Here is a 20,301-nt window from a genome sequence, read left to right as displayed (position 1 = left end):
AAAAATGCCAAGAGATAATTCAATTAAGAAGACGCTAGTAATAGGATCTGGACCCATTGTCATAGGTCAGGCTGCTGAGTTTGACTACTCAGGTACACAAGCTTGCGAAACTCTAAAGAAGAATGGAGTTGAAACTGTTCTTGTAAACTCAAATCCTGCTACTATTATGACAGACAAGGGTGTTGCCGATAAAATTTACATCGAACCAATTACCATTTCCTTTATTGAAAAAATTATAGAAAAGGAAAGACCTGACTCATTAATAGCTGGTATGGGTGGACAAACTGGTCTTAACATGACCCTTGAACTAGACAAACGTGGAATCCTTGACAAGTATGGAATTAAAATTATTGGTACTGATATTGATGCCATAAAGAAGGGCGAAGACAGAGATATTTTTAGAAAGACAATGCAAGAGATTGGAGAACCGATTATTGAATCTGAAATTGCAACAAGCCTTGATGAAGGTAAGGAACTTGCAAAGAAAATTGGTTACCCTCTTGTTGTTAGACCTGCCTACACTCTAGGAGGAACTGGCGGTGGCTTTGCCTATGACGAAGAAGAACTTGTTGAAGTTTTATCTCACGGCCTTAGCCTTAGCCCAGTAAATGAATGTCTTCTTGAAAAATCTATTCGTGGCTGGATGGAAATTGAGTTTGAGGTAATAAGAGACTCTGCCGGCGAAAAAATTATTGTCTGCGATATGGAAAATGTAGACCCAGTTGGAGTTCACACAGGAGACTCCATAGTTGTTGCCCCTTGCCAAAGTCTTGATAAGGATGTTCTACAAAAGTTAAAGAATTCTGCCTTAAATATAGTAGAAAATGTAAATGTTGTTGGCGCTTGTAATGTCCAACTTGCTCTTAACCCTGAAACTCTTGATTATGCAGTCATAGAAATTAACCCAAGGGTTTCTCGTTCATCTGCCCTTGCATCAAAGGCAACAGGCTATCCAATAGCAAGAATTGCAACAAAGATTGCTCTTGGCTTAAATCTAAATGAAATCCAAAATGAAACTACTGGCGAAACAATAGAAAATTACGAACCTTCTTGTAACTATGTAGTTGTTAAAATTCCTAAATGGCCTTTCGACAAGTTCAAGTTTGCCAATAGAAAGCTTGGCACAAAGATGATGGCAACTGGCGAAGTTATGTCAATTGGCTCATCTTTTGAAGAAGCCCTCTTAAAGGGTATAAGATCTCTTGAAATTTCCAAATTCTCTCTTGAATCAAAGTTTTCTGAAGAAAGAACTACTGAAGAATTAAAGAAGAGAATAAAATTCCCTGATGATGAAAGACTATTTGATGTTGCAGAAATCATTAGACGTGGTCTTTCAATCGAAATGATTCACGACATAACAGGCATTGACCTCTACTTCTTAGAAAAAATCGAAAATATTGTTCACGAAGAAGAAAATCTTAAGAAGTTAAGCCTTGACACAATGACTCCTGAAGAATTATCTAAGCTTAAGAAGCTAGGCTTCTCAGACAAGACTATTGCTTCTGCTCTTGGCGTAGACATTGATAAAGTAGTAGATCTTCGTATTAAGAACAAGATCCTTCCTAACTATAGAAGAGTAGACACATCTCCTTTTAGAAAAAACGGTGCCTACTATTACTCAACTTATGAAAAGACAGACGAAAATATAATTTCTAACAAGAAAAAAATAATTGTAATAGGATCTGGCCCAATAAGAATTGGTCAAGGTATTGAGTTCGACTACTGCAGTGTTCACGCAATCAAGGCCTTAATCAAAATGGGAATCGAAACAATTACAATAAACAACAATCCAGAAACTGTTTCAACTGACTTCGACACATCTGACAAGCTTTACTTCGAACCCCTTACTGAAGAAGAAGTTAAATCAATAATTGATACAGAAAAACCAATGGGAGTTATCTTGGCGTTTGGTGGTCAAACTGCAATTAAACTTGCAAAATATCTCCACGAACAAAAGGTAAATATCTTTGGAACAGACTTCGAAGACATTGACAGGGCTGAAGACAGAGAAAAGTTTGATGAAATGCTTGAAGAATTAAAGATCAACAGACCTAAGGGCCATGGAGTATTCACTATAAAAGAGGGACTTGAAACTGCAAAGGAACTTGGCTACCCACTACTTGTTAGACCATCCTATGTACTTGGTGGTCAAGGTATGCAAATAACTTATGACGAAAACAGCCTTATGACTTACCTAAAGAGTGCCTTCGAAAGAGATGCAATTAACCCAGTCCTAATTGACAAGTACCTAGTAGGTCGTGAAATCGAAGTTGATGCAATTTCTGATGGCGAAGATGTATTAATACCAGGAATCATGGAACACCTTGAAAGAGCTGGAGTCCACTCTGGCGACTCAATAACAATTTATCCAAGCATTAACATCTCAAGTGAGATTAAAGACAAGATCTTAGATTATACAAAGAAAATTGCCAAGGCACTTCACGTTAAGGGCATGATAAACATCCAATTCATTGAATACAAAAATGACCTTTACATCATAGAAGTAAATCCTCGTGCATCAAGAACAGTTCCTTATATCTCAAAGGTTTCTGGAGTTCCAATAGTTGACCTTGCAACAAAGACAATGCTTGGTGAAAAGTTAAAAGATCTTGGTTACGGTACAGAAATTTACAAAGAACCAAAGCTAATGGCTGTTAAGGTTCCAGTATTCTCTATGTCAAAACTCAACAGGGTAGAAATTTCTCTTGGACCTGAAATGAAATCCACTGGCGAAGTTCTTGGAGTTGGAAAAGACATTGACGAAGCACTTTTCAAGGGCTTCTTGGCAGGAGGCTCTGCAATAGAAGACAAGGCTTCTCGTGTACTTGCAACAGTAAATGACAACGACAAGGAAGAATTCTTAGGAATCGCTAAGACAATGAATGAAATGGGCTACAAGATTGTGGCAACAAAGGGAACTTGCAAATTCTTAAAAGAAGCAGGAATTGATGCAAAAGAAGTTGGCAAGATTAACGATCCAAGACCAAACATCCTTGACGTAATAAGAAATGGCGAAATCGACCTAGTAGTTAACACTCCAACAAAGGGTGGCGACTCAACAAGAGACGGATTCAAAATTAGAAGAATGGCTACAGAGTACGGCATAGACATAGTGACATCACTTGATACCCTAGCAGCAAGAGTAGCCGTTAAAAATAAAAAATTCCATGAAGAAAACATGGACATCTACGACATAACAGAATTTTAATATAAAAATCTTATAAGACATAAAAATAACCTCGGTGTAAATAAAACATCGAGGTTTTATTTTTTTATGTTTTATTTTCTAAATATAAATAGGTGCTCATGAGCTATCAATAAAAAATTGTATTTTATACTATTCGTTTTCCAAAATCCGGTAGCTTTACAATTATGTTGTTCTTTAATTATCATTTCTTTCATTTTAAATCCTGCTTCTTCAAAAACTTGCATTACATAAAACGAAAGTGGTATCATGTGTCCTTTTTGTCTAGTATCTCCAATTAAGACTGCACAAAATTTATCTTTCTTTAAAACTCTATAACTTTCAGATGCAACTTTTTTCATTTCTTCCAAAAAGTCTTTAATTTTTAAACGAGATAAGTCTTCTTCGATATCCTCACTGTACTCTATTATATTTGCATATGGTGGATGAGTGCAAATCAAATCTATGCTATTTTCTGGTATAAAGTCTAAATTTCTTGCATCTCCCTTTCTCAGAAAAACTTCTCCATCAGCACCTTCATGCTCAAAATTAATTTTTTCTTTACAACGATTAAGAGCAACATCATTAACATCTATTCCTATTATATTTCTATTTAATAACTTCGCTTCAACAAGGGTTGTTCCTCCACCTACAAATTGGTCTAAAATCAGATCTTTTTCCTCAGAATATCTCAAAATTATATTCCTGGGTATGTAGGGTGACCAATTACCTCTCCACTTTGCATCATGCGTTGCCCAGTTGCCTCGATTAGGGAAAGACCAATGAGTGGTCATTTCAAGTTCGAAGTCATCTGGCTCCCATTTTATTATTTTATTTGCCATTACTTAAAAACCTCATTAATAATGCCATCTTCTAGTTCTTTTATATTGTAAATATTTTCCATAATATCAAAAGTTTCTTCAAGATTATTTTTTGCACTAAACCAGCCTTTTCCATCAGTAATCCATACGAAAGTAAAACCATCAATACCTTGTGACTCTACTGCCAATGTCTTGTAACTTCTAGCTGTTTCATTAAGTTTACTTCCACCTCCAGAATAAAAATTTGTTTCAATTGCATATATCATGCTTGAAGTTTTTATAACGAAATCAAATCTTTTCTCCATTTTTCCTTTGTTAGAAAGATTTGATAGATTTATGTCCCATTTAGCAGAAATTTCACTAATATACATCTCTTTAAAATAGTTTTCATTTTTTCTAAAACCAGCTTTTTTAATGTAGCTTTCTACTAAATTTTCCATTAAATGGCCACCACGATTTTTTCGACCATTAGAGTCAAGCCCTGTCTCAACACCAGTTACATAATCTATTAAATTATTAACTATATGATTTTTTAATAAATCAAAAAGACCTGTTTCTTGCATAAAATACACATAATTATTATAATGCATTGATTCATCTTCTATATTCTGCAATGAATTAAATTTATATAAAAATCCACCATTATCGTCTTGGCAATAAATTTCATTAAGTCTTACTGCCAATAGAATTGGAATACATTTAATAATTTCTGGATAATTTTTTATTAATTTTATAAACTCATTTTCTATATCTTTAGAACCAATAAGAGAATTTAGAATATTAAGCTCAACTTTTATTTTATCTATATTTTTATAAATCTTTTCAAAATTGATGTAATATTTGTAATCAGATATGCTATTTCTAAAATTACCTAGCCATTCTGTAAAATTCTTTTTTTCCATTAATAACTCCTTTAATTAATTCTTTTAAAAATTTGAAATCAATAACTCCTTCACATTTCCTCTTTTTTTGCTATCAGAATTTATCATCCTTTTAGCTTCTACTCTTCTTATTTTAAATTCAGAATATAAATTATCAAAAAAATTATCCTCTTCATCTGTGTTTTTTGGGTCGGAATTACTTAATACAAATTTTGCCCCTTTCTTATCAATTTTTTTTACAAAATTTGCTAATTCTATTTGATTATTATCATTAAATTCATTAGATGTATATGCTGTAAAGTTAGCAGTCTTAGTTATTGGTCTATATGGAGGATCAAAATATACAAATGTATTTTCATCTATAAAATCTTCAGAGTCCTTAAAATCAGCACATTTTATTTCAACTCTTTTTAATTTATTTGAAATCGCAATAATTTTTTTCATCACAAATTTGTGGATTTTTATAAGAGCCCATAGGAACATTAAACAAACCTTTGCTATTTACTCGGTATAATCCATTAAAACATGTTCTGTTTAAAAATATTAAATAAGAGGCCTTTAAAATATTAAACTCATTACTTTTCTTTATTTTTAGGTCATTAAATATTTGTCTTTTTTCTAAATAATATTGTTTTCTCTGTACTTTATCCTTGTCCAAGTATTCATTTTCCATAATTTTTAATAACTCAATTAATTCTAGGCTATTATATTTTATAGTTCTATAAGCATTTATTAAGTCATCATTGGTATCACTGATATAAATAGACTCTAAGTCATATTTATTTAAAATATCAAAAAAAACTGCGCCTCCACCAACAAAAGGTTCAACATACTTTTTTATATTGTTATCATAAAACGGATACTGTTTTTCTATTTCTTTAAGAAGTTGACCCTTTCCTCCTGCCCATTTTAAGAATGGTTTAACTTTATAATCACTAATTCTTTGATTCAAATTTTGAACTTTATAAGAAAAGTCTTCATCTTTAATAAATTGTTGTGTTTTTGAATTAAGTATTGCCTTGGATATCAAGTCCACTATTCCTTTCTTTTGAATAAAAATATTATATTAGAGAATTCTTCTTATTACAAACTTTCAACTATCGAAAAACATAAAAAGATATTTTTTCTTATATTCTATTTCTAGATTATTTTTATTTTATATTTAATTTTTCTCTTAAGTCCCTTATGTCCTTGTCGATTTTTTCTTCGTCAAGTTCTCTGTCCCTATTTTCCATAGCCCTATCAACTAGATCCTTTAGGTCTTGGTCTATTTCTTTTTCGAGTTTTTCAATGGCAAGTTTAACAAGTCCACCAAGTTCTCTAAATTTAGTTACCACCCTGTGCTCATCTGCAATGTGTCCCATTAAAAATCCAAAGGTCCACTCTGCATTAGTCTTTGTTAAGACACACTTATGGTCCACCATAACTCCTCTGTCTTTAAGACTCAGTAAGAAGTCACGTAACTCTTCCCTATCCATGTCTGGAAAAACCATAAGCTTTTCTTCTGCTTCAAGGCTTTCATTTTTGCTTAGGTCTTCCTGGAAAAGTTCTCCAACCTTCTCTTCTAGGTTTTCTTTATTTATCTTATTTAATTCAATTCCAAAGTCATTTGCAACTTCTTCAGTGATTTTTGTTTTTTCAATATCTAACCCATATAATAAAATTTTCTTCATTTAAACACCTCTGTATTAGTTTACCCAATTTTAATTTATTTATTGCCTTTATTATCTTTGTAATTTTTATGAAATGAATTTAGAAACTCTTTTATTTTTCCACTTACATTAAATTTTCGACCACTTAGATAAGTTTTATTTACTTTTCTTCACAATGATTTATATTATAAGTAAAGGAGGTCGGAAATGGATTTTGAAATTAAAATAGATGAAAATTTTAAGTTACCCAAGGCTGTGGTTTATACTGATAAACTTACAGAAGAAGTTTTAAGGCTTAAGTCCTTTGTCCTAGAAAATTCTGATAACATTTTGCTTGCCTATCTTGGCGAGAAGATTAAAATTTTAAATCCCAGCAAGATTTATAGGATTTATACAGAGGATTCAAAAGTTTTTGCTGAGTCTATAGATGAAAAATTTCAGATAAAGAAAAGAATTTATCAACTTGAAGATGACTTAAAGCTAAAAAAATTTGTGCGAATTTCAAATTCTGAACTAATTAACCTAAACTTAGTCGATAGCTTTGATTTATCTTATTCGGGAACTATTTCTGTCATTATGAAAAATAATTCCAGAACCTTTGTCTCTCGAAGATATGTGAAAAAAATTAAGGAAACTCTTGGTATATGAGGTGATTTTATGAAAAAAATTATTAGTCAAATTATAAATGGCATTTTAATTTGTGAATTTGTATTACTTGTCATTTCAATTTTTATGTCCTACATTTTTTTGGATGGGGGTTTTACCCTAGCTAACCCTGACTTAATAGAAAGTTCTGCTTCTGTATTCTCTGCAAGCCTTTCTTCCATCTGCCTTACGGGACTTCTTGGCATAGTTTTTAGCCTTGCATCTCTTGTTTGGAAAGAAGAAAAATTTTCTATTTTAAAAAGGACAATCATCCACTTCCTTTTAACTGCCTTTACAATAAGCTTTGTTGGTTATAAGTTATTTTGGTTTCAAAGATCCCTTCAATCCTTGTCAATCTTCTTTGCTACTTACTTTTTAATCTACCTTGCTATTTGGTTTATTGAATACACAATTTTCAAAAGGGACGTTGAAAAATTAAATTCAAAATTAAAAAATAATATGTAGAAAAAACCACCTTATGAATTTGAACTGACCCCAAAAGTTGGACTTAAAAACCAGCTAAAGGAAAGCACTTCAATTTTATTTCACAAGGTGGTTATTCTTTATTTATTTTTTTCTCCAATTACTTCAATCTTATATCCGTCTGGATCCTTTACAAAGAAGTAGGAATCTGACTTGTCAGAAAGAGCTTTAAGGTCTGTTACATCATATCCCTTATTTTTTAATTCTTCTCTAAAGGATCTTATATCTGGATGAGAAATTGCAATGTGGCCGTATCCATCCCCTATTGTATAATCTCTGCCATCGTAGTTATAAGTTAACTCTAATTCAAAGGGTGAGTCCTCTAACTTTAAATACAAAAGTGTGAATTCATCTTCTGGAAAGTCCTTGCGTCTTGATTCAACAAAACCCAGTGCTTCTTTATAAAATTTTTCTGATTTTTCCAGGTCTTTAACCCTAATCATTGTGTGTAAAAATTTCATGTCTTCCTCCTTCTCCATTATCTCGTATTTCTTTTCTATAATTTATTTATAACCAAAAGTTAGCTTACTTACACATAAGTGCCCTTTCTTAATTAATGGATGAGTCTGTAATAATTTATAACAAATTAATAAGAAGTAGCTTTATATTTTTCTTGGACCAACAAAAGAAAAAAGCCAGAGAATTTTCTCTAGCTTTATTATTCTTATGCGAGTTCTGCATTTACTTTTTCTAATTTTTCTTCCTTCATCTCTTCCTTTGAGATTATGTCCTTAACCTTCATTAGCCTTGTAATATTTGCTCTTTCACTTTCATCAAGCTTTGAGCGAATATATTTTATAGTTTCTTCTAGGTCTGGAATTGTTTTGTACTCAAGGGCGTTTACCCTTCTCCTTGTTTTTTCGATTTCGTTGGCAAGAAGTTGGGACGCCTTTTCTTTTTGAGTTAGAGTCAACAACTCTTCCATAACTTCTGTAAGATTATCTATTGCTGAGTCAAGGTCTGAAGTTGTCTGAGCATATCCATAGGGATATCTTGAAGCATCTTCTGATGTCTTCTTTGTAATAAACTCCATCTCAGGCACGTCAACAGACATTACATTTTTCTTTCTTATATCAACAAGAGTCTTTGTAGTTGGAAGGGCAATAGCTTCTTCTAACATCTCTGGACTCATGGCAGCTGATGCCATTAAGAAGGCCTTGAAGGAATCTTGAAGTTTGTCTTCAACTTCAAGTCTTAACTTTTTATTTTCTTTGATAAGAGTGATGAACTGTCTCATAAGTTCATCTTGCTTGTCCTTTAAAAGTTTGTGACCTCTCTTTGAAGTTTCAAGTTTTGTCTTTAGAATGGATAAGTTCATCCTTGTGGGGTTTATATTTAGTCTTGCCATTATAATCCCTCATTTTCTAAATTTTTAGGATCCTTAGAATCCTCCTCTTTATTCTCCTTATCGCCCAAATATTTTTCAATTAATTTGTCGTCAATTCTCTTAAGCTCTGTCTTAGGAATTATAGATAAAAGTTCCCATCCTAGGTTTAGGGTTTCAAGTATAGACCTATTTGTTTCAAAACCTTGAGATACATATTGCTTTTCAAACATATCTGCAAATTGTGCAAAGGCCTTGTCAGTTTCTGTAAGTGCAGTTTCCCCTAGAATTGCAGAAAGTTCCTTTGCTTCCTTACCTGCTGTGTAGGCAGCGTAAATTTGGTTCATTGTATCTGCGTGGTCTTCACGAGTCTTTCCTTCACCAATACCCTTGTCCTTAAGTCTTGATAGGGATGGGATTGCGTTAATTGGTGGTTCAAGACCTTGTTTAAATAATTGAGTTGATAGGATTATTTGTCCCTCTGTGATATAACCTGTCAAGTCAGGGATAGGGTGAGTGATATCCCCTTCTGGCATTGTCAAGATAGGTATTTGTGTAATGGATCCTTCTCTGCCCTTAATCCTTCCAGCTCTTTCGTATATACCTGCAAGGTCAGTGTATAAATAACCTGGGTAACCACGTCTACCTGGAACTTCTTTTCTCGCTGCGGAAACTTCTCTTAGGGCTTCTGCATAATTTGTCATATCTGTTAAGATAACAAGAACGTGCTTGCCTTGTTCAAATGCCAAATATTCTGCTGCAGTAAGGGCCATCTTTGGTGTTGCAAGTCTTTCAATGGCTGGGTCATTGGCAAGGTTCATAAATAGAACTGCCCTGTCAATGGCTCCTGTTTTTGTAAAGTCATCAATAAAGTATTGAGCTTCTTCAAAGGTAATACCCATGGCTGCAAAGACAACAGCAAAGTCTCCACCAGAAAGTACTGTAGCTTGTCTTGCTATTTGAGCTGCAAGCTCGTTGTGAGGAAGACCTGCTTCAGAGAAGATAGGAAGTTTTTGTCCCCTAACAAGAGTGTTAAGTCCGTCAATTACAGATACTCCTGTTTGAATAAATTCTGATGGGTAGTCCCTAGATACTGGGTTTATTGCAGTACCATTTATATCAATTTTTTCTTCTGGAATAATTTTTGGACCGTCATCAATTGGTTCTCCAAGTCCATCAAAGACTCTACCAATCATATCAGGTGAAACTCCAAGTTCAAGAGGCTTACCTAAGAACCTAACACTTGTGTCCTTTAGGTTGATTCCACTAGAACCTTCAAATATTTGGACCATGGCCTTGTCGCCTTCAATTTCGATTACACGACCACGTCTCTTTTCTCCATTTTGCAGCTCAATGTCAACTAGTTCTTCATAGGCTGCACCTTCTACACCTTCAACAGTCATAAGAGGTCCAACAACTTCTGTTACTGATTTATATTCTTTAAGCATCTGTATCACCGACCTCTACTAAATTCTTAAGTTGACTATCAATTTTGTCCTTTATTTCATCAAGTTTTTCCAATTCATCATTTGGAAGGTACTTCATTCTGGCTATATTTTCTTTAACTTCAAGCTCTTCGATTTCGCTGAAGTAGGCTCCCTTAACTAGGGCTTCTTGTCCCCTGTCGTAGAAGTAAAGAATTGTGTCTAGCATCTTGAATTGTTTTTCTAGTGGACAGAAGGTGTCGACATCGTGGAAGGCATTTTGTTGTAAGAAGTCTTCACGAATTGACTTACTTGTGTGTAGTTTCATTTGGTCTTCATCAGATAAGGAATCACGACCAACAAGTCTTACTACTTCAAGCAAAGAAGTTTCTTCTTGTAGAAGTGCCATGGATCTCTTTCTAAGTTTAGAAAATCTTCTGTCTATATTTTCATCCAGATAAGCATCAATCTTTGGTTGATACAAAGAATAAGAATCTATCCAGTTAATTGCTGGGAAGTGTCTTTGATATGACAAGTCATAGTCAAGCTTCCAAAATATTTTTACAATTCTAAGTGTGTTTTGGGTAACTGGTTCAGAAATATCTCCACCTGGAGGAGAAACTGCACCTATAACTGATAAGGCACCTTCCCTTTCTTCTTTACCATTTACGAGAACACGTCCTGCTCTTTCATAGAATTCTGCAATTCTTGATGCAAGATAAGCTGGATAACCTTCGTCACCAGGCATCTCTTCAAGACGACCTGACATTTCACGAAGGGCCTCTGCCCAACGAGATGTTGAGTCAGCCATCATGGCTACAGAATATCCCATATCTCTAAAGTATTCAGAAATTGTTATTCCTGTATAAATTGAGGCTTCACGAGCAGCAACTGGCATGTTGGAAGTGTTGGCAATAAGAACTGTCCTCTTCATAATGGATTCACCAGTAGTTGGGTCCATTAGTTCTGGAAATTCCATAAGTACGTCTGTCATTTCGTTTCCACGTTCGCCACAACCAACATACACAACTATTTGTGCATCTGCCCACTTAGCAAGTTGATGTTGTACAACTGTCTTACCTGAACCAAATGGTCCTGGTATAGCTGCTGTACCACCCTTAGTTATTGGGAAGAAGGTATCAATTACCCTTTGTCCTGTTATAAGTGGTTCCTTAGGGTCGATCTTTTTCTTGTAAGGTCTTCCCTTTCTTACTGGCCACTTTTGGATCATATTAAGTTCCTTGTCGCCATCTTCAGTTTCAATAACTGCAACTGTATCAGCAACTGTAAAAGAACCTTCTTTTATTTCTTTGACCCTTCCCTTTATTCCATTGGGAACCATAATCTTGTGAGTTACCACTGGTGTCTCTTCAACTGTACCAAGAACATCTCCTGGCTCAACTTCATCTCCAAGATTAGCAACTTTTTTAAATTCCCATTTTTTATCTCTATTTAAAGGATTTACTGTAACTCCTCTTTCTAGAAAGTCTCCGGCTTCGTTTCTAAGTCCAACTAGGGGTCTTTGGATTCCATCAAACATTTGCTCAATCATTCCAGGTCCTAGTTCTACAGATAGGGGTGCTCCTGTTGTATAAACCTCATCTCCAGGTCCTATGCCTGTAGTTTCTTCATATACTTGAATAGAGGCTTTGTCCCCTCTCATTTCAATAACTTCACCAATTAGTTTGTCTTTAGAAACTTCTACCACGTCATAGACATTGGCATCTTCCATGCCAGAGGCTACGACAAGTGGTCCGGATACTTTAATTATCTTTCCTGATTTCAATAAAGCTCCTCCTTTATAAAAAGGTGACTAATCACCTAATATATTCGCTCCAACTGCCTTTTCCACGTTTTTATTTAAGTTCTTCATACCTATGCCAAGAGTTCCCTTATTAGATGGGATAACTATAATGGCTGGTATTAACTCATCATTATATCTTTCAATTGTCTTTGGAATTTTTGCTGCAAGATCTTCTGTGATATAGATTACACCATAATCTTCCTTTGCAAGACTATCTACTAGTCTTCTCGCTTCCTTATCTTCATAAGCAACAAATACATCAATGCCTATTGCCTTAAAAGATAAAACCGAGTCCTTGTCTCCTACAACTGCAATTTTATACATAACTATCACGCAACTTTTCTCTTATAAATTCACCATCAAGTCCATTTAATTTAGAAACCAAAATAATTCTTAAGTTTTTAACTTCCATTTCCTTTGCCAAGACATTGGCAAAGATAACTTCTGGGCCGTAGGTAATGTATTTTACATCCTTAATAAGGTCTATAAAGTAATTGTCCATCTCCCTCTCAAAGTTTGATAGGGTTCCCTTTTCTTTAAAATCGTCAAGGCCATCCTTTATATACTTATAAATATCAAGCCTCTTGAAGGCTTCAGTATCTGAAGAAATTTCTCTATTTAACAAATCAAGATAGGCTTCTTCTTTTAGCTTGCCTCCAGGAACAATAATGTGTTTTAAGAATTCCACATCCTTTTCCTGCTTCTTTGCCCTGAGAAGGGTCCTTATATTTGTAAAATCAATTAGATTTTTTGCATAATTTATAAATAGGTCAACTCCAGATTTTTCTGCAAGGTCAAGTAGGTCCTTAAAGTAGGCATTATCAAGATATATATCAATAATTTGAGGGTCCTTCTTTTCTTCGTAGGTTTCCTCAATTTTTCCTATATGTTCAAAATATTTATTTCTCTTGCTGCCCTTTAAGATTCCATCTCTATATTCCTTGATATCAAAGCCACCAATAGTCATAAAGAGGTCCTTTAAATCTTCTTCTCCAATCTTTTCCTTAATTAGGACCTTTAGATTGTGGTAGAAGTATTTTAAAGTAACTAGGTCAACGGGAATCCTAGATGGGGAAATGTCATAGACCTCATCATAGAATCTCGTGAGCTCCTCTTTTAAGATGACTTCATATTCTGTGGGAGAAGATATTTTATTTATAAACTTGTTGTAAACTGTATCAGATAGAGATCTAAGTGCGTCTTCCAAAGTATCTTGTTCAGATATCCTTATAAAGTTTTCACTTTTTAAAAGTTCCTTTTCCAAGACTCTTAGCCTTGTGGAACTTTGGATAAATTTATTTCTATCCATTAAATCACCTTTTCCTCTTAACTGAATAGTTTTTCAGCTAAAAATTTCTCTAAATCTTCTCTCTCAGAGTTTACAATAGACCTAAAATCTCCATTGTAAATTAAGTTGTCTTTGTTTAGGACAAATCCACTTTTAATATCCTTGTCAGATATTTTAAATCCTAGGTCTGCCTTTTCTACAGCATCCCTATATTTATTTGGTATATCAATAGTGCCGCCCTTGAGGTTTTCATCTCCTAAATTATTTTTTAGGAAGCTAACAAAATCATCTTCTGATAGGTTTTCAAGTTCTTCAACAACTTTATCAAGGACTTCATCAATTATCCTATTTTTCTCAGATAAAATTTTGTCCCTTGCCTTAAGTTCTTCTGATGACTTGCTTCTCTTGAAAATGTCTTCTCTTTCTCTCTCAGCGATTTTATCAATCTTGTTGGCAAGAAATCTGCCATCTTCTTCTCTATTTTCTATAATACTTGTTTTTTTCTCTTCAGCTTCTTTTACTATAAGTTGGGCCTTTTCCTCTGCATCCTTAATTATTTTATTTAAAATATTTTCAAGTCCTGCCATAGTATCACCTAGGCTCTAAATAGGATAAAGAATGAAATTGCAAAAGCAAGAATAGCGTAAAGCTCAACCATTACTGCAAAGATAATACCCTTTGCTTGTTGTTCTTCATTTTTAGCAAGGATGTTGATACCTGCAACAGATACCTTACCTTGAGCAACTGCAGATACAAGTCCTGCAAGACCAATTACAGCACCACTTGCTAGGTACATAAATCCTGTATTAATTGGTGTCTCAACAGTAAGTCTAAAAAGTATAAATAGTCCAATTACGAAACCGTAAAGACCTTGTGTACCTGGAAGCAATTGAAGTACTAGTGACTTACCAAACTTTTCTGGTTCATCAATTACAACTCCTGCAGCAGCTTCCCCTGCCATACCTACTCCCTTAGCAGATCCTGCACCTGCAAGTGCAACTGCTAAAAAGATTCCAATTGATCCTAAAATCAATCCGCCAAATTCTTCCATTAGTCCATTAAACATATAAATCCTCCTAGTCTATATTAAAGTAATCTGAATTTTCTATCATTTTTTTGAAAGGTATGCCTCCACCTTCATAGAATTTATTAAACATTTCTACATAAGTAAGCCTTGCTGTGTGAACATAAGCTGACAAATAAGATAGAAAGGCATTAAATAATTGGAATACCACGAAAATAACTATGGCAAATAACTTGCCAAGTATATTTGATTCAAAAAGCATTCCTGCAATCATATTTATGGCAAGTCCCAAGAAGGAACCTGACAAAACTAGTGCCATAAGTCTTAGGTAAGATACAAAGTCTCCAAGATAAGATGTGATTCCATAAAGGGAATAAACTCCCCAACCAATCTTAGCTCCTCTTGACTTTTCTTCCCTACCACCTGTCGCTACAATTCCAATCATACCAATGATCATTATAATCATGAGTAGCTTCCCATAAGGTGCAACTTGTGGAAGGAACTTTCCTAGAATAAATCCAATTGCTCCCAAGACTGCCATGTACCAAAATCCTACATCATATAGGGCATCCTTTGGTTTTCCGTCACGTATATTCATATAAGCCTTGATGCCAAGACCAAAGAATATGTGAATTCCACCTAGGATGACAGAAAGGATTACTAAAAGTGTAGAATCCTCTGCTGGGTCAATCAAACTTGGAAATTCGATAATTCCACCAAAGAAGGAACCGAATACTAGTCCAAATATAATTGTTGAAATAGATAAGTAATTGAAAAACTTGAAAAACCTTCTCTTCTTATCTGTTAGTTTGAACTTCTTTAGGGCAAAAAGTGTTGCCAAAAATACTAAGATACCATATCCAAAGTCACCAACCATTATCCCTGCAAATATAAAATAAAAAGGTGCAAAGAAAGGTGTTGGGTCTATTTCATTGTATCTCGGCATGGAGTACATTTCCGTCATAATCTCAAAGGGACTTACAAAGGCGTTATTCTTAAGCAAGATTGGAACCTCTTTTGAATCCCTGTCAGGATCTTCTGCCCTTAGATAGTAGTTGTCCTTGCAAACTTTTTGGATTTCCTTTTCCAAGTCACTAAGTTTATCCTCTGGAACGTAACCCTCAATTAGGTTTACTTCTGTAGTTTTCAAAAACTTCCTCTCAGACATTATTTTTATCTTTTCATTTCTATAATGTTCATAAGAGTACTTAAAATCTTCTAGGTATTTTAAATAAGTCCTTAATTCGTCTTCAATTTTATTGTTCTTTTCAAAAAGTAAATCTTTATCTTTCTCATAGAATCCTATTGTATCTTTGACTTTTCCATCTGACTTGATATTTATAGGAGTGAATCCATAACTTGTCATGAGAGCCTTAATTTCTTCATCTATGGATTTTTCAACTATCATTAAATAGTAGTTAAAATTTTTGTCCTTAGATACTCTTTCAAGGTAGGCCAAGTCATTTTTTATAACTTCTCCCTCAAAGTCATCTGCATGATTTGATGATACTGTTCCTGTGTAAATGTTTACAGAACCCAACTTACTTAAGTCTTTCAAGGAAGATGATAAGTCCTCCCAAGGTTTTAACTCTGCAATTTTTGAATCAATATTTTGAATCTTGCTCTTGTTCTTATCTTTTTTATCAACTAGATACCTTATCTCTCCATCAATTTTTTCAAAGGGGAAAGTCATGGCTCTAGCCGTAAGTTCTTCAAGGCTTATATTACTAACCCCGTCCTTCATGACCTTTATTGGGTTTTCCTTGTCCTTAAACTTAAGTAAAAGATCAATATCTTCCTTGGATCTCTTGATTTTGTCATCAATATCAATTAAGTCTTCTGATGACCTAGGTCTTGTGAAATCATCTTCTGAAAAGTTGTCCTCATCAAAATCAGACTCGTCAATGTGAACATAGTTAAACTTTTGAAATTTATTTATCAAATTTTCCCTGTTCTCATCAAAGATAAAGAGTTTGAATTTTTTCATCTTAACTATTGCCATTATTCACAATCCTCTCTACCACTGACTTTACAACTTCAGCTTCTCTGCCTTTAGAATTTTTTGAAATTTCAGCAATTTTTTTATCTGCCTCAGCACCTATGGGTTTAATAGCTTCTCCAGCTTCAAGTCTTGCCTTTTCAACATAGGCATCCTTTCTATCTCTGGCTTCATCAACTATTTTTTGATAGGCTTCTTCGGCTTCCTCTCTTGCCTTATCCATGATTTCCTTGGCTTTAACTTCAGCATCGCCAATTATTTTTTTTGCCTCAGCTTCAGTGTCTTTAACTCTTTTTACTGCATCATCTGACACTAAATCACCTCCAGTATAAAATCTTTCACAAATTAATTATATCACTTGTTAAAACTATATTTAACTAAATATTTTTAATATTTAATTTGTACATAATTTACTATTACCCTAATTATGAGTATTTATTTAAAATTTATAAAAAAAGTAAATTTTAAATCCACTTTTGAGAATAAAAGTAACAAATTTCCTATTAATATTTTAACAAATTAAACCGATTTTTTCCAAAATAAAAAACCACCTCTTGAGAAGTGGTTTAGTAATAAATTTAATTTTTCAAAATGTTTTGAAAAGCTGTCATGTTATAAATTTTTGAAACTAATAAAATTGAAATTAATTTATCTGCATAGTCTGTAATAATTTGAATTATAAAAACTATTAAAAAGTCTGGCAGGTCCATAACTGCACGAAGAGCTTGAACTATATAGGATGAGCCAGCAGTTGTGACAGTTCCAAAGAGATAGGTTGCAATAAGTGCCGATGAAATTGCTGCAGGAATTGACATAAAGGGAGTGAGATAAAATTTAGAAATATAATTATCTCTCTTTAAAAATTCAAAATAACCTGCAGTGAAGCCAACGATTAATTGAGTTGGCATAAAGTAAAGGGCAATTGGATCACCTATAGTGTTTACAAAGGCTGTTATAAGCCCAGCTAATACACCAAAAAATGGTCCAAAGGTAAAGCCAGCCATAATAGTTCCTATGGAGTCAAGATAAATTGGAAGCTTAACAACAACTCCAATCCAAGACCCCACCATGTTAATAGCTATACAAAGTGCCAAGAGTGTGATTTTTTTTGTTGAAAACTTCATAGCAAATCACCTAAAACGTCTATGTCTACTTCTTCCCCAGTTATAAGCTCTATAAAATCTCTCCAGACTTCAAAGACTTCTATCTCTTCATATATAATTACATTTTTTTCTTTTTTCATGAAGTCCATGGCATCCACCATGAGCATTCCTCTAGCAGGACCGTCGCAAACACAATCTGCATGATAGGTCCTTCCCAAAAACAAGTCTGGATTTCTTTCTAAAAGAATTGTAAGAGGATCATTTATAACAGACCCAATAATTTTTTCATATTCCCAGTGAAAATCCATGTAGAAGTTTGTAATCTTTTCTAAGAAGTTTCCAACTTCAAGATTAAGTCTTTTTATATAAGAAAGTATACTTGGCGTCAAGACAAATTCTCTTGTGACATCGAGAGGGACAATCTCAATTTTTCTAGGCGCATTTTTTATTACATAGTCTGCTGCCTCTGGATCAACGTAAAAATTAAATTCAGCTACAGGACTCATGTTTCCATAACTCCTAAAGTTGCCACCCATCACAATAATCCTAGTGTCCTTAAAGGCCTCCCTATCTTTTTTAAGAGCTCTTGCAAGATTAGTTAGGGGTCCCAAGGCAAAAATTGTCAAGTCGCCCTTCCTTGCTTCCTCAATTAAAAAGTCAATGGCATCTCCATCAACTTCTTTTTCATCATAGTCTAAATAAGTTTCACCAAGTCCATCTTGGCCATGGGTGTCCTCTGCATTTATAAATTCCTTGCAAAGGGGTCCTTCTGAGCCCATATAGATTTTAAAATCTTCATGCAAGAATTTCATAAGTCTTAGGACATTTTTTCTTCCCTTTTCAATATGAACATTCCCTGAAACTAAAGAAATCCCGAGGATTTTATATTCCTTTACCATGCTGGCTAGCATAATAGCAATGGAATCATCAATCCCGGGATCTGCGTCAATAATAATTTTCTTCATAATAACCTCCATTTCTTTGGAGAACAATTAGTTTTTTATACTTGGAGTTCCCGAACAAGTGAAATAAATTATACCTCATTTTTAAAAAATAGACAAGCTTTTGTCTATCAAGTATAATTGACTTAGGCAAAATTAAAAAATTTTACACTGGAGTGATTAAATGAAAAAACTATTTAAAATTATGATTTTATTTGCAGTGGCACTAAGCCTTTTCGCCTGCAATAAAAAAACCGAAAACAATTCAAAGGAAACAAATTCTAAAGAAGCTACAGAAAAAACTGCAGCAGCAATTAACTTAGAAGACATGCCAATTGAAAATTTTGACTTCCAAACCCTTGAAATTGAAAAGGGAGACATTGTAAAGTCTGAAGATTTTTATAAGGAAAAACCTCTTACTCTTGTAAATGTTTGGGGAACTTTCTGTGGACCTTGTAAAGAAGAGATGCCAGACCTCGCTGCCCTACACGAAGAATACAAGGACAAGATTAACTTCCTTGGAGTAGTTGTTGATACTAATGCAAGCATGGATACAAATGTTGAAGAAGCTCACGAAATTATTAAGAATGCTGGAGTTACTTACACAAATATAATGCCAAATCCAACAACAGAAGATAGCCTTGTTCATATCACTGCAATGCCAACTACATTCTTTGTGAATTCTGAAGGAAAAGTCCTAGGTGGCTTTGTTGGTAAGAAAGACAAGGACTCTCTTGCAGCTACAATTGACAAGTTGTTAGAAGAAAATAAATAAATTTATACTCATAAGAATTTATAAGCTAATAGAAATTTACTAACTTGTAAAAAACTACTAAGTTGCAAGAACCTGCTAACTTATAAAAAATTACTAAGTCGAAAAGAATTATTAGCTTATAAGAATTTACAGACTAATAAGAAATTACTAGCTTGTAAAAATTTATTAAGAGATGGGAAACCATCTCTTTTTTTGTTTTATCAACTGACTCTTTATCAGTGGACCATATTAATTTTATTAAATTCTAAAAATGTTGTAAATTTTTCGCCAATGGGTATCTAATAAAAAATAGGAGGATTAAATATGATTTATGATTATAAAGTAGAAAAACAAGACGGGTCTTTTTTAGATTTAAAAGACTTAAAGGGCAAAGTTATTCTAATAGTTAACACTGCAACTAGATGTGGCTTCACACCCCAATATAATGACTTGCAAGACCTTTATGAAAAATACCACGACAAGGGACTAGAAATAATAGACATACCTTGCAACCAATTTAAGGAACAGGCACCTGAAAGTGATGAGGAAATTTCAAAATTTTGCCAATTAAATTTTAATATTGAGTTCCCACAAATGAAAAAGGCTGAAGTTAATGGAGAAAATGAACTTGAACTCTACAAGTTTCTAAAATCTCAAAAGGGATTTGAAGGCTTTGGCCATGGTCCAAAGGCACTTGCCATGGCAACACTTTTAAAGTCCAGGGACAAGGACTATAAGAATAACCCAGATATAAAATGGAACTTCACAAAGTTCTTAGTGGACAGAGATGGTAAGGTCGTTGAGAGATTTGAACCAACTGCTAAGATGAATCTTGTAGACGAAAAAATTTCTGAATTAATATAAGTTTTAATATCTTTTTAACTTGTTATGTAAAAAGCTTCTGTAATTGGTTTTACGGAAGCTTTTTTTAGTTATAAACTACTTATGCTTAAGTAATTTTTATTTATAAGTTT

General features: G+C 33.7%; 20 protein-coding genes and 1 pseudogene. 5 read left to right on the top strand and 16 right to left on the bottom strand.

Annotation, left to right across the window (positions count from 1 at the left end; translation table 11 throughout):
• Positions 1-4: 4 nt before the first annotated feature.
• The gene (gene carB / locus ACWPVO_RS08240) at positions 5-3,208 is read left to right on the top strand and encodes a carbamoyl-phosphate synthase large subunit (RefSeq protein ID WP_454207728.1); all 3,204 of its coding nucleotides are present in this window, start codon (positions 5-7) and stop codon (positions 3,206-3,208) included.
• 71 nt (positions 3,209-3,279) lie between these two features.
• Here the strand turns inward: carB and ACWPVO_RS08235 are convergent, their stop codons facing one another.
• From ACWPVO_RS08235 to ACWPVO_RS08220, 4 genes and pseudogenes are all read right to left on the bottom strand, one after another.
• A complete protein-coding gene (locus ACWPVO_RS08235; RefSeq protein WP_454207726.1) occupies positions 3,280-4,026 on the bottom strand; it encodes a TRM11 family SAM-dependent methyltransferase in 747 nt (248 codons plus the stop codon).
• Positions 4,026-4,907 (bottom strand): type II restriction endonuclease, encoded by an 882-nt coding sequence (locus ACWPVO_RS08230; protein WP_454207724.1) that lies wholly within the window; start codon positions 4,905-4,907, stop codon positions 4,026-4,028. Before ACWPVO_RS08230 ends, ACWPVO_RS08235 begins: the two co-directional genes overlap by 1 nt.
• A 24-nt stretch (positions 4,908-4,931) precedes the next feature.
• Positions 4,932-5,922, bottom strand: a pseudogene (locus tag ACWPVO_RS08225) (DNA adenine methylase).
• 115 nt (positions 5,923-6,037) lie between these two features.
• Positions 6,038-6,559, bottom strand: coding sequence for a DUF3783 domain-containing protein (locus ACWPVO_RS08220; RefSeq protein ID WP_454207722.1), 522 nt, complete (start codon positions 6,557-6,559; stop codon positions 6,038-6,040).
• Positions 6,560-6,745: 186 nt separating this feature from the next.
• On the opposite strand from ACWPVO_RS08220, the gene ACWPVO_RS08215 reads away from it, so the two are divergent.
• Both ACWPVO_RS08215 and ACWPVO_RS08210 read left to right on the top strand, forming a co-directional pair.
• Positions 6,746-7,186, top strand: coding sequence for a LytTR family DNA-binding domain-containing protein (locus tag ACWPVO_RS08215; protein WP_454207720.1), 441 nt, complete (start codon positions 6,746-6,748; stop codon positions 7,184-7,186).
• Between the two features lie 9 nt (positions 7,187-7,195).
• On the top strand, positions 7,196-7,648 hold the full coding sequence (locus ACWPVO_RS08210; RefSeq protein WP_282924581.1) for a DUF3021 domain-containing protein: 453 nt from the start codon (positions 7,196-7,198) through the stop codon (positions 7,646-7,648).
• A 98-nt stretch (positions 7,649-7,746) separates the two neighbouring features.
• Here ACWPVO_RS08210 and gloA read toward each other — a convergent pair whose 3' ends face one another.
• The 12 genes from gloA to ACWPVO_RS08150 all read right to left on the bottom strand — a co-directional run bounded on the left by gloA (position 7,747) and on the right by ACWPVO_RS08150 (position 18,597).
• Positions 7,747-8,127, bottom strand: coding sequence for a lactoylglutathione lyase (gene gloA, locus ACWPVO_RS08205; RefSeq protein WP_454207718.1), 381 nt, complete (start codon positions 8,125-8,127; stop codon positions 7,747-7,749).
• Between the two features lie 203 nt (positions 8,128-8,330).
• Positions 8,331-9,014: a V-type ATP synthase subunit D gene (locus ACWPVO_RS08200; protein WP_005958154.1), complete on the bottom strand. Its 684-nt coding sequence runs from the start codon at positions 9,012-9,014 to the stop codon at positions 8,331-8,333.
• Complete coding sequence (locus tag ACWPVO_RS08195; protein ID WP_060800402.1) at positions 9,014-10,438, bottom strand: V-type ATP synthase subunit B; 1,425 nt, start codon at positions 10,436-10,438, stop codon at positions 9,014-9,016. Before ACWPVO_RS08195 ends, ACWPVO_RS08200 begins: the two co-directional genes overlap by 1 nt.
• On the bottom strand, positions 10,431-12,200 hold the full coding sequence (locus ACWPVO_RS08190) for a V-type ATP synthase subunit A (protein WP_454207715.1): 1,770 nt from the start codon (positions 12,198-12,200) through the stop codon (positions 10,431-10,433). Before ACWPVO_RS08190 ends, ACWPVO_RS08195 begins: the two co-directional genes overlap by 8 nt.
• A 27-nt stretch (positions 12,201-12,227) precedes the next feature.
• On the bottom strand, positions 12,228-12,542 hold the full coding sequence (locus ACWPVO_RS08185; RefSeq protein WP_040541962.1) for a V-type ATP synthase subunit F: 315 nt from the start codon (positions 12,540-12,542) through the stop codon (positions 12,228-12,230).
• Complete coding sequence (locus ACWPVO_RS08180; RefSeq protein ID WP_454207713.1) at positions 12,535-13,527, bottom strand: V-type ATP synthase subunit C; 993 nt, start codon at positions 13,525-13,527, stop codon at positions 12,535-12,537. Before ACWPVO_RS08180 ends, ACWPVO_RS08185 begins: the two co-directional genes overlap by 8 nt.
• Before the next feature lie 17 nt (positions 13,528-13,544).
• Entirely contained in the window at positions 13,545-14,093 is a 549-nt protein-coding gene (locus tag ACWPVO_RS08175; protein WP_413014253.1) for a V-type ATP synthase subunit E, read from the bottom strand.
• 8 nt (positions 14,094-14,101) lie between these two features.
• Positions 14,102-14,572, bottom strand: a complete 471-nt coding sequence (locus ACWPVO_RS08170) for a V-type ATP synthase subunit K (RefSeq protein WP_270674580.1) — start codon at positions 14,570-14,572, stop codon at positions 14,102-14,104.
• Between the two features lie 10 nt (positions 14,573-14,582).
• On the bottom strand, positions 14,583-16,532 hold the full coding sequence (locus ACWPVO_RS08165; protein WP_454207710.1) for a V-type ATP synthase subunit I: 1,950 nt from the start codon (positions 16,530-16,532) through the stop codon (positions 14,583-14,585).
• Positions 16,519-16,842, bottom strand: a complete 324-nt coding sequence (locus ACWPVO_RS08160) for a hypothetical protein (RefSeq protein ID WP_250342206.1) — start codon at positions 16,840-16,842, stop codon at positions 16,519-16,521. The genes ACWPVO_RS08165 and ACWPVO_RS08160 overlap by 14 nt, the downstream gene beginning before the upstream one ends.
• 265 nt (positions 16,843-17,107) lie before the next feature.
• Positions 17,108-17,653, bottom strand: coding sequence for an ECF transporter S component (locus tag ACWPVO_RS08155; RefSeq protein ID WP_195443952.1), 546 nt, complete (start codon positions 17,651-17,653; stop codon positions 17,108-17,110).
• The gene (locus ACWPVO_RS08150; RefSeq protein ID WP_454207707.1) at positions 17,650-18,597 is read right to left on the bottom strand and encodes a nucleoside hydrolase; all 948 of its coding nucleotides are present in this window, start codon (positions 18,595-18,597) and stop codon (positions 17,650-17,652) included. Before ACWPVO_RS08150 ends, ACWPVO_RS08155 begins: the two co-directional genes overlap by 4 nt.
• Positions 18,598-18,757: 160 nt before the next feature.
• On the opposite strand from ACWPVO_RS08150, the gene ACWPVO_RS08145 reads away from it, so the two are divergent.
• Entirely contained in the window at positions 18,758-19,348 is a 591-nt protein-coding gene (locus ACWPVO_RS08145; RefSeq protein WP_412622595.1) for a TlpA family protein disulfide reductase, read from the top strand.
• Positions 19,349-19,651: 303 nt separating this feature from the next.
• On the top strand, positions 19,652-20,191 hold the full coding sequence (locus ACWPVO_RS08140; protein WP_412622597.1) for a glutathione peroxidase: 540 nt from the start codon (positions 19,652-19,654) through the stop codon (positions 20,189-20,191).
• Positions 20,192-20,301: the final 110 nt, after the last annotated feature.

It is taken from the genome of Peptoniphilus sp. Marseille-Q6390, assembly GCF_965119475.1.
Note: the sequence above shows the minus strand (reverse complement) of the source record. Positions and strands in the feature narration are given on the sequence as shown.

Bases quoted from the DNA above. Each gene is read 5' to 3' on its own strand.
- carB (WP_454207728.1), top strand. From the start codon at position 5: ATGCCAAGAGATAATTCAATTAAGAAGACGCTAGTAATAGGATCTGGA.
- ACWPVO_RS08235 (WP_454207726.1), bottom strand. From the start codon at position 4,026: ATGGCAAATAAAATAATAAAATGGGAGCCAGATGACTTCGAACTTGAA.
- ACWPVO_RS08230 (WP_454207724.1), bottom strand. From the start codon at position 4,907: ATGGAAAAAAAGAATTTTACAGAATGGCTAGGTAATTTTAGAAATAGC.
- ACWPVO_RS08220 (WP_454207722.1), bottom strand. From the start codon at position 6,559: ATGAAGAAAATTTTATTATATGGGTTAGATATTGAAAAAACAAAAATC.
- ACWPVO_RS08215 (WP_454207720.1), top strand. From the start codon at position 6,746: ATGGATTTTGAAATTAAAATAGATGAAAATTTTAAGTTACCCAAGGCT.
- ACWPVO_RS08210 (WP_282924581.1), top strand. From the start codon at position 7,196: ATGAAAAAAATTATTAGTCAAATTATAAATGGCATTTTAATTTGTGAA.
- gloA (WP_454207718.1), bottom strand. From the start codon at position 8,127: ATGAAATTTTTACACACAATGATTAGGGTTAAAGACCTGGAAAAATCA.
- ACWPVO_RS08200 (WP_005958154.1), bottom strand. From the start codon at position 9,014: ATGGCAAGACTAAATATAAACCCCACAAGGATGAACTTATCCATTCTA.
- ACWPVO_RS08195 (WP_060800402.1), bottom strand. From the start codon at position 10,438: ATGCTTAAAGAATATAAATCAGTAACAGAAGTTGTTGGACCTCTTATG.
- ACWPVO_RS08185 (WP_040541962.1), bottom strand. From the start codon at position 12,542: ATGTATAAAATTGCAGTTGTAGGAGACAAGGACTCGGTTTTATCTTTT.
- ACWPVO_RS08180 (WP_454207713.1), bottom strand. From the start codon at position 13,527: ATGGATAGAAATAAATTTATCCAAAGTTCCACAAGGCTAAGAGTCTTG.
- ACWPVO_RS08175 (WP_413014253.1), bottom strand. From the start codon at position 14,093: ATGGCAGGACTTGAAAATATTTTAAATAAAATAATTAAGGATGCAGAG.
- ACWPVO_RS08170 (WP_270674580.1), bottom strand. From the start codon at position 14,572: ATGTTTAATGGACTAATGGAAGAATTTGGCGGATTGATTTTAGGATCA.
- ACWPVO_RS08165 (WP_454207710.1), bottom strand. From the start codon at position 16,532: ATGGCAATAGTTAAGATGAAAAAATTCAAACTCTTTATCTTTGATGAG.
- ACWPVO_RS08155 (WP_195443952.1), bottom strand. From the start codon at position 17,653: ATGAAGTTTTCAACAAAAAAAATCACACTCTTGGCACTTTGTATAGCT.
- ACWPVO_RS08150 (WP_454207707.1), bottom strand. From the start codon at position 18,597: ATGAAGAAAATTATTATTGACGCAGATCCCGGGATTGATGATTCCATT.
- ACWPVO_RS08145 (WP_412622595.1), top strand. From the start codon at position 18,758: ATGAAAAAACTATTTAAAATTATGATTTTATTTGCAGTGGCACTAAGC.
- ACWPVO_RS08140 (WP_412622597.1), top strand. From the start codon at position 19,652: ATGATTTATGATTATAAAGTAGAAAAACAAGACGGGTCTTTTTTAGAT.